Consider the following 8,797-nt stretch of genomic DNA (forward strand, 5'->3'; position numbering starts at 1 on the left):
CGGCTGACCTGCGGGGTCGGCGGTACGGGGCCGGCCCGGGTGCGGTGTTGGGCCGAACGGCGCAGCGGCGAGGTCGGCCTGCGCCGAAGCGTCCCCGCAGGCCGATAAGGTGTGCCGATCCTGCCCCCGCGCAGACTCCCGCCCCGAACTCCCGGAGACATCCGTGCCGCGTCCGCGTGCGCCGAGGACCCCCGTACGATCCGCGCTCGCCCCGAGGGACGCGCGCGCCGCGTTGGCGGCTGTGCGTGCCGCATCGAGAGGTGTGCGGACGGTGCTGCTCCGGCGGGCCGCCGTGCCGTCGCCGCGACGGGCCGTCAGGTTCGCCGTGATCGTCCTGCTGCTGGGCGCCGTCAACCCGGTGCCCGCCGGGTCGGTGTCGTCCTCGGGGCGGGCGGGGAAGGAAACGCCCGTGACCGAGTACCGCCTCCCCGCCACGGACCGCGAGCTCGTCGGCCGCCGGATCGTCTACTCCTACCCCGGGCCGACGCCGCCGGCCGCGCTGCTGCGCGCCATCCGGGAGGGCCGGGTCGCCGGAGTGATCCTCTTCGGCGAGAACATCACCGGCCCCGTCCAGCTGCGCACCGCGGTCGCGCAGCTGCGCCAGGCCCAGCGGGAGAGCGGGACCGGCCTGCCACTGCTGCTGATGACCGACCAGGAGGGCGGCAAGGTCCGACGGTTGCCCGGTGAACCGGAGATCTCCGCGCGCCGCACCGGCCAGGCCGCGAACCCCATCGGAACCGCCCTCCACGCCGGTGAGGCCGCCGGGCGCAACCTCGCCGGCGCGGGCCTCAACGTCAACCTGGCGCCCGTCCTGGACGTCTACGACCGGCCCGGCAACTTCATCGACCGCGCCGAGCGCTCCTACGGCTCGGACCCCGGCCAGGTCGCCCGGCTCGGCAGCCTGTTCATCGCCGGTGAGCAGGAGCAGCGGGTCGCCTCCACCGCCAAGCACTTCCCCGGCCTCGGCAGCGCCGCGCGCGAGGAGAACACCGACGAGCGGCCGGTCACCCTCCCGGTGCCCCTGGAGGAGCTGCGGGAGCGCGGCGAGGCGCCGTACCGTTCCGCCATCGCGGCCGGGGTCGAGCTGGTGATGGCCTCCTGGGCGGTCTACCCCGCGCTGGACCCGGACCGACCGGCCGGCCTCTCGCCCGTCGTCATCCGACAGGAGCTGCGCGAGGGCCTCGGGTTCCGCGGCGTCACCGTCACGGACGCCCTGGAGGCCGGCGCCCTCGCCCGGTACGGCGGCACCGGCGCGCGGGCCCTGGCCGCCACCGAGGCCGGCATGGACCTGCTGCTCTGCTCCGCCCGTGACGTCCACCAGGGCGAGGAGGCCGCGGCCGCCCTCGTCACCGCCCTGGCGGAGGGCCGGCTCGACCGCTCCGAGTTCATCCGTGCCGTCGGCCGGGTCGACGCGCTCCGGGCGCAGCTGGCGCGGTGACGTGCCGGTGTGCGGGGACCGGCCGGTGTGTGGGGACCGGCCGGTGACCGGTGGGCGCCGGTCACCGGGTGCGGCTCAGCCGGTCAGCATCGTACGGAGGTCGACGATCCGGTAGCCGCGGGCGCGGACGGCGTCGATGATCAGCGGCAGCGCCTGCGCGTCGAGCGCGGGGCCGTTCCCGTCCGGCACGCCGATGTGCAGCTGAAGGATCTCGCCCGGGACGAGGGCGGCGAGCGCCCGGTCCACCGCCCGCTGCACGGTCATGCCGCCGGACTGGCCCAGGTAGCCGTTGGTGTCGGTGGTGAACTCGACGTCCGCGAAGCCGAGTTCGTTGACGCGGTCGATCGCCTCCGGGGTGGTTTCGCCGTACGGGAACCGGAAGAACGGCAGCGGATCCGTTCCCGCGGTCGTACGGATCGCGGTGTCCGCGCGCAGCACCTCCTCCTCCAGCTCGCCGGGGCCGAGGTCGGCGAGCTCCGGGTGGCTGTGCGAGTGGTTGCCGACGCCGTGCTCGGCGGCCATCGCGCGGACCGCCCCGGGGTGCGCCTCGGCGAACCGGCCGGTGGGGAAGAAGGTGGCCGGGGCCTGCCGCCTCCGTAGCTCCGCGAGGACCTCCGTCAGGCCGGTCTCGTCCCAGGCCGCGTTGAAGGTCAGCGCCATCACCCGGTCATCGGTGGGGATCCGGCGGACCTCGGTGCCGAGCAGGTGGTCGGGGAGGAGGGCGGTCGGGGCGGGGACGGGGCGGGTGGGCGCGTACCGGGCGGGGGCGTACCAGGCGGGGGTGGCCCGGGGGAGGGCTTGCGCGGCGGGGGTGGTTCCGGTCGGGGCGGCCGGTGTGGGGGTCGCGAGGGCGGCGCAGGCGAGGGCGAGGGTGAGGACGAGGGCAGGGGCGAGGGCGGGGAGGCGCTTCATGTCCTGGTCAACGCGGGTGGCCGGGTCCAGGGCACGGATCGCGCCAATCGAAGGTTGATTTCCGGTCCAGGGGCAGGTTTCCGGTGATCGGTTCACCTGCGGCATTCGAACGCATGGCAGGCTGAGGGCGTGTCAGATGTGAAATTTCACATGGCACCAATGTTTCCCCATTGCTGAGGAGGATTACCGATGAACCGTCTCACTCTGCTCGCGGCCGGTGTCGTGGGCGCCGCCACCCTGATCGCCGCCCCGACCTCCGCCTCCGCCCAGACCACCGCCACGACCACGGTGTGCGGCGCCTCCGGGCTGCAGGCGGGCCTGATGACCAAGGTCTGTGCCGACATCACCGGTGACAGCGTCCAGCTGTACGGCCAGATCAGCCTGGCGGGCCCGCCGTCCCCGGGCAGCACCCTGGAGCCCCGGGAGCTCTACACCACCCTCTCCGGTTCGGTCGTCGGCGGCTCCTCGCTGGGTACCGTCAACCAGGGCGTGATCTTCAAGGCCAGCACCGTCAAGGTCACCGGTGTCGGCGGCACCGTCGCCTGTGGCTCCACCGTCCACGGCAGCTTCAGCGTGGCCTCGTACCCCTGGAACCCGGCGCCGGTGACCATCGACGTCCCGGTGGTCTGCTGACCTTCGGTCGGTGCGGTCTTCGGGCCCCGGGGCTGCCTGCTCCGGGGCCCGATGCCGTTCGGGGGTGCGTGGGCGGCTGCCAGGGTGCCTGGGTGGCTGGGTGCTCGGGTGTGGGCGTGTGGGTGCGCCGGTGGATCTTGTGATGACTTGAAGAATTCTTCATATTCATGGAGGATGCTCCCCGCCGACCCCCGGCCGGTGACGGGAACGCGGGAACCGGCGGCGGGTGAGCCGGTGGCCGAGGACCCCGGCGACGGATCGGCGAATGACCGGATCGGTGAGGGATCGAGGAGAGGGCGGGCGATGGCGGTTCCGCTGTACCAGGCCAAGGCGGAGTTCTTCCGTACGCTCGGCCACCCCGCCCGGATCCGGGTGCTGGAGCTCCTCCAGGACGGCCCCCGCCCGGTCCGCGAGCTGCTCGCGGAGATCGAGATCGAACCGTCCAGCCTCTCCCAGCAACTCGCCGTGCTGCGTCGCACCCAGCTGGTCACCGCCACCCGCGAGGGCAACACCGTGGTGTACGCGCTCAGCACGCCGGACGTCGCCGAAATGCTGCGCGCCGCCCGCCGGATCCTCACCGAACTGATCACCGACCAGGAGGGCCTGCTCAGCGAACTGAGCCGGCCCTCCGGCAGGGCGGCGAGGCCGTGACCGTCCCACCCGCGAACGCGACCCGAGGAGCATCCACCATGAGCGAGGCCCGGAACGGCGTGCGGGGCGATGGGCCGGGCGAGGTGCCGAACGGAGTGCCGAGCGGCGCGCGGGGCGGTGCGCCGAGCGCGGAGAAGAGCGATGAGAAGGCCCGGCGCAAGGCCATGCTGATCCGCGCCGGCATCTACATCTTCGCGACGCACCTCTTCGCCGGGTTCGTGCTCCTGCTCTTCAGCCTCGGCGGCCGCGGGAGCCACTGACCCGGCCCGCACTCCTTCGCGGCCGCGCTACGTGATGCTCCCTTCCTTGACGTGGTAGCGGGGCGTGGTGCTGCACCACGCCTGGACGCCGTCCACGAGTTCACGTGTGCCGTCGAGGTACCAGGACCCGGCCGGATGATCGCGCAGCAGCTCGCGGCGCAGGTCCTCGCTCTCCTCCCGCAGGCGCCCGACCCGTGCGCGCACCGCCGCGACGGCCCGCCTGCGGCTGCAACCCCGCGCGCGCTGCAGGGCCACCACCGTGTTGAAGGGGGTGGTGGGCTGCCGTTCCTCCCGATCGAGTGAGTACAGATCGTTGAGCAGTGTCGCCGCGTCGGCCGTGTGCGCGCGCAGCAGGCGCAGGGCGGGCTCGGCGAGCAGCCGCGCCGGCGCCTCGGAGCCGTACACCCGCTCCAGTATGTTCATGAACGGGTAGAGGCAGCTGGCGTGCCGGCGCAGGCGGATCGTTTCCGTCAGGCCCGGCACGGTGCCGCGTGCCCGGTGGGCGGCCTCCGCGGCGAAGGTGTCCAGACAGGCCCGCCACTCCAGGGCGGCGCGGCGCCGCCAGGCCGGGGGCATCGGTGCGCACTGGCGCGGCCAGAGGTCCTGCCAGGCGCCGAGCAGGCCGTCGGGCGTCGTTGGGGTGCCGCTCCGCCTGTTGTGCGCCTCGGCGCCGGTCCTGCCGTCCGCCTCGTCGTCGGCCTTGCCGCCGGCCGGGTGGAGGGTGGCGAGCAGGGGGTCGACGGTGGCGCGGGCCTCGGTGAGGCAGCGGCCGGTCGGCCCGTCGAAGCGGTCGTCGAGGACGGTGAACCAGCCCAGGACGTCCATCAGGAGGTCGAGTTCGGCGCCGGTCGCCCTCGGGTACGAGTGGCCGATCAACTCCTGCAGCGCGTCGGACCGGTAGTGGGGGAGGGCGGCGGGCGTGAGCAGCCCGTGGGCCAGCGCCCAGGTGATGTGGCGTTCGGTGGAGGTGTTCAGCTCACCGGGGGCGCGGCCCGGTCGGGGTGCGGCCCGGGTGGGCGGGACGGCTCGTGCGGCGGGTGCGGTCGGTGTGATCGGTGCGGCCGGTTCGGGGGGTGTGCGTGGGGCGAGCCGGATGCGCAGGCCTTGGGCCTGGACAGTGGTCCAGACCACCTCGCGTGCCGCCGCTCCCGGTACGGGCAGGGGCCGCCAGCGCCGCAGGATCGCGGCGACGGCCACGATCAGCTCCGCCCGGGCGAACGCCTCGCCGATGCACTTGTGCTTGCCCGCGCCGAACGAGAGGAACGCGTGCCGCCCCGGGCCGGCACCCGCGGGATTGGGTGGGGTGGGGGAGAGGGGGGCGGTGTCGCCGGTGTTCGGCGCGTCGGTTCTGGTGGCGGTCGGCGCGTCGGTCAGCCAGCGTTCCGGGTCGAAGTGCAACGGCCGGGGGTGGAGCGCGGGGTCGCGGTGCAGGGCGGTGAGGCTGTAGAGGATCTCGGTGCCGGCCGGGATCCGGTACGGGCCCAGCCGTACCTCCCGGACCGCCGTCCGCATCAGGAAGGCGTTCGGCGCGTGCAGCCGTAGCACCTCCTGCGCGACGGCATGCGTGTACGTCAGCCGGGCGAGCGCCTCGGGCGTCGGCGCGGTGCCGGGTGGGAGGTGCTCGTCCAGCTCGGCCAGGATCCGGGCCTCCACCCGTGGATGGCGCAGCAGTTCGTCGAGCAGCCAGGTGAGGGTGGTGGACACCGTCTCGGTGCCGGCGCCGAACATGGTGATCGCCTCGGACCGTACGTCCGCCTCGGTGAGCGGCCTGCCGGTGGCCGGGTCGACGGCGGCGCGCAGCAGGTTGGGGAGGATGCCCCGGGGCGCGGCGTCACCGGCGTCACCGGCGACGTTACTGCCCTGCCGGGGGTGGCCGGGGAGTTCGGGTTGTCCGGGGTTGGCGGGGTGGCCGGGGTGGCCGGGACCGGTGCCGACGGCCTGGTCGACCACCCGGTTCAGTGTTCCGACGGCCGCGTCGAAGCGCCGGTTCACCGGTAGCGGCAGGCGGCCGAACGCCGGGTGCGGGTACAGCGACTGGACGATCTGCCCCTTCACCAGGTCCGGCAGCGCCCGGTGGAAGGCGAGCGTGTCCCGCTCTCCCAGCCGGGCGTCGAACAGCGCGCGGGTCACGATCTCCAGCGCGAGGTGGTTCATCTCCTCGGCGACGTCGAGCACCTGGCCGGGACGCCAGCGCCCGATCCGTTCCTCGGTGACCCGGTGCATGACGGTGAGGTACTCGGTCATCCGGTCGGGCGCGAAGGCCGGCTGGACCGTCCGCCGTCGGTCCCGGTGCGCCCGGCCCTCGGACATCAGCAGGCCGTCGCCGAACGCGGTCCTCAGCGTGTCCTGCACCGCGCCGCGCGGGCAGTTGCGGGCGAGCCCGACCAGCAGCGTGTGCACCAGGCCGGCGTCCGTGACCACGCACACCGTGCGCGGTCCGAGCCGGATCCGGACCACCCGGCCGTACCGGGCGAGCGAACCGAGGAACCCGAGCGGATCCCGCAGCAGCGCGGGGACGTGCCCCAACCCGGGTGCGCCGCCGGGCGCGAGGGGCGGGACGTCGGGCGCGGTCCGCGTACGGGTGGCCGTGGTGCGCGCGGTGCCGGTCGTGCCCGTGTCGCCCGTGTCGCCGCCGGGGGCGCTGTCGCCGCCGGGGGTGGTGCTGTCACCTGGGGTGCTGCCGTCGCCGACGGTGCCCGCGTCGCCGTCGGTGTGCTGCGGGTCGGGGTGGGCGTCGGTGCCTGACCGCAGGCGTGTTCGCGTTCGGCGCCGTGAGCGTGAGTGCGTGGGGGTGGCGGCGCTGGTGTCCGGGGAGGCGGAGGTTGGTGTGGTCGATCCCTGTGAAGCGTTGGTCAGGCTCATGTCATTACCCTTCAGTCGTGGGAGCCCAGCGCGCATCTCACCCGGAGAGCGCACTCTTTGGAAAACGCGCCTGCCGGGGGTCCGTTGCGTTGCACCCCTCGGGATCACCCCATTGGCGGATCGCGCTGGTGGGGCGGGCGGTGCTCATCGCGAATATGTAGACCGGTCTAGAGGGAGCTTGCCGGGCCCGTAGAAATATGTAGACCGGTCTACATCGGATGCCTGGCTCTCAGCAGGGCCTTTCGGCCCTCGGCCTGGGGGCCTCCGCAGGTCCAGCATGGTCCACGGAAAGAGGAGGATCTCCCTGATGACCCGTCTGCGCACCCGGCCCGCCGACGACAGCCTTCCTGCCGCCGACAGATCGCCGATCGACGACAGCATTCCTGTCACTGACGGGATCGCTGCTGCCGACCCGCCTCCTGCCGGCGGTACCGTTCCGGCCGGTGACCCGCTCGCTGTCGGTGATCCGCTCCCTGTCGATGACCCACTCGTCGCCGACGGCCCCGTCCCCCGTGCCGACACCCCGTTGGACGTCCGCGTGGAGATCCACGGCGAGCTCCCCCAGGTGGACGTCGAGTACGCGCGCCGCCAGGCGCACACCCTCCTCGCGCAGCTCGCCCCCGGTGCGTACGCGGCCCGCCTCCGGCTCACCCGGGCGCGCAACCGGGCCGTGACCAGGCCGGTGATCGCCCAGGCCGGCCTGCTGCTGGAGGGCGTGGGCCCGGTCCGGGTCCAGCTCTCCGCCGTCACCGCCCGGGAGGCGGTGGACCTCACCCTCGGCACCGTCCTCGGCCGCGCCGCCCGGCTGCGCGAACAGGGGAACATCGGGCTCGCCGTGGCGTACGAGAGCGCCTACCGGCCGCAGTTCGCGCCGCGCCCGCTCACCGAGCGTCGGATCGTCCGCCGCAAGCCGGTCGCGCTCGCCGCCCTCACGCCCGAGCAGGCGGTCCGGGAGATGCTCGCCCTGGACCACCACTTCCACCTGTTCACGGACGCCGACACGGGCCAGGACAGCCTGGTCCACCGTCAGCCGGCCACCGGCGGCTTCCGCCTCGTGCGGGCCGACTCCACCGCCTGCCCCGACGGCAGCGGCCTGCCGTTGAGCGAGAGCCTGCACCCGGCGCCCCGGTTCGACGTGACCGAGGCCGCCCGCCGACTCTGGCTCACCTGCTGGCCGTTCGTCTTCTTCGTGGACGCGTCCGCCGCGCCCGGCCCCCACGCCGCGCCCGGCGCCCACGCCCCGCGCGGCCAGGTGCTGTACCGCCGCTACGACGGCCACTACGGCCTCATCACCGCGGTCTGACGGCCGGGACGAGACGGGAACCTGGGTGCCATGGAGGCCGACGAGGTCATGCTGACCGTCCGGATCACCGCCGCCGAGCGTGCGTTGCTGCGCCGACTGGCGCGGGGTCACCACAGCGACATCTCCGAGGTCGCGGCGGACGGGCTGCTGGACGTGATCCCCGCGCTGTACGACGAGTCCGGGGTGCGGCGCCTGCCGCGGCTCCTCGCCCGGCCGGCCCCGTGCGCGGTCACCCTGTGGCTCCCGGCGCCCGTCGCGGACCTGCTCCCGCTGCTCGGCGCGCGCCTCGCCGAGGTGGGCGGCCTGCCGGTCGGTTCGGCCAGTGCCGCGCTCGCCACCGCCCTGCGGCTCTGGCTCGGCCGGGAGCCGCACCTGCTCGCCGCGTCCCTGGCCCGTCTCCACGTGGCGCCGGGGGCGGTGCGGGGCCGCCTGTTCGTGCCGGCGCGCGCCGCGGCCTGAGGTCGGCGGCGGGAGCGGCCGCCACGATAAGCCGACGAGCCGTCACATACCTTGACGTGTACCGCTCGTGGCATGTCCGGGGCGGGAAAATGCCTGGTCAAAGCTATGGCCATGGCTGATTCGCGGGTCTAGCATTCCGGATCACGGCGGTCATGGCCCACCCGGACGGGGCCGTGCGGACCGCCGGTGCCGGGTGTTGGCCGCCACCACCACCCCAGGCCGGGGCACGTGCATTCCCCCGAGCGCGTGCCCCGGCGCCGCCACCCCCGATGCGTGGCA

The 8,797-nt window shown here is 74.2% G+C and carries 8 protein-coding genes; 6 read left to right on the top strand and 2 right to left on the bottom strand.

The window, feature by feature from the left end; genetic code table 11:
• Positions 1-271 precede the first annotated feature (271 nt).
• Positions 272-1,438, top strand: a complete 1,167-nt coding sequence (locus ACWEQL_RS24635) for a glycoside hydrolase family 3 N-terminal domain-containing protein (RefSeq protein ID WP_452152475.1) — start codon at positions 272-274, stop codon at positions 1,436-1,438.
• A gap of 75 nt (positions 1,439-1,513) precedes the next feature.
• On the opposite strand, the gene ACWEQL_RS24640 is transcribed toward ACWEQL_RS24635, so the two are convergent.
• Positions 1,514-2,350 (bottom strand): polysaccharide deacetylase family protein, encoded by an 837-nt coding sequence (locus ACWEQL_RS24640; RefSeq protein ID WP_452152476.1) that lies wholly within the window; start codon positions 2,348-2,350, stop codon positions 1,514-1,516.
• Positions 2,351-2,539: 189 nt separating this feature from the next.
• On the opposite strand from ACWEQL_RS24640, the gene ACWEQL_RS24645 reads away from it, so the two are divergent.
• From ACWEQL_RS24645 to ACWEQL_RS24655, 3 genes are all read left to right on the top strand, one after another.
• The gene (locus ACWEQL_RS24645) at positions 2,540-2,983 is read left to right on the top strand and encodes a hypothetical protein (protein ID WP_452152477.1); all 444 of its coding nucleotides are present in this window, start codon (positions 2,540-2,542) and stop codon (positions 2,981-2,983) included.
• 303 nt (positions 2,984-3,286) lie between these two features.
• Complete coding sequence (locus ACWEQL_RS24650; RefSeq protein ID WP_452152478.1) at positions 3,287-3,634, top strand: ArsR/SmtB family transcription factor; 348 nt, start codon at positions 3,287-3,289, stop codon at positions 3,632-3,634.
• Positions 3,635-3,672: 38 nt separating this feature from the next.
• Positions 3,673-3,894 carry a DUF6126 family protein gene (locus ACWEQL_RS24655; RefSeq protein ID WP_452152479.1) on the top strand — a complete coding sequence of 74 codons (222 nt, stop codon included), beginning with the start codon at positions 3,673-3,675 and terminating at the stop codon, positions 3,892-3,894.
• A gap of 27 nt (positions 3,895-3,921) precedes the next feature.
• Here the strand turns inward: ACWEQL_RS24655 and ACWEQL_RS24660 are convergent, their stop codons facing one another.
• A complete protein-coding gene (locus tag ACWEQL_RS24660) occupies positions 3,922-6,756 on the bottom strand; it encodes a cytochrome P450 (protein ID WP_452152480.1) in 2,835 nt (944 codons plus the stop codon).
• A gap of 538 nt (positions 6,757-7,294) precedes the next feature.
• Here ACWEQL_RS24660 and ACWEQL_RS24665 point away from each other — a divergent pair.
• Together ACWEQL_RS24665 and ACWEQL_RS24670 are read left to right on the top strand one after the other, a co-directional pair.
• Positions 7,295-8,059 carry a sigma 54 modulation/S30EA ribosomal C-terminal domain-containing protein gene (locus tag ACWEQL_RS24665; protein ID WP_452152481.1) on the top strand — a complete coding sequence of 255 codons (765 nt, stop codon included), beginning with the start codon at positions 7,295-7,297 and terminating at the stop codon, positions 8,057-8,059.
• Positions 8,060-8,089: 30 nt separating this feature from the next.
• Positions 8,090-8,518: a hypothetical protein gene (locus ACWEQL_RS24670; RefSeq protein WP_452152482.1), complete on the top strand. Its 429-nt coding sequence runs from the start codon at positions 8,090-8,092 to the stop codon at positions 8,516-8,518.
• Positions 8,519-8,797: the final 279 nt, after the last annotated feature.

The sequence above is a fragment of the Kitasatospora sp. NPDC004240 genome (assembly GCF_053603215.1).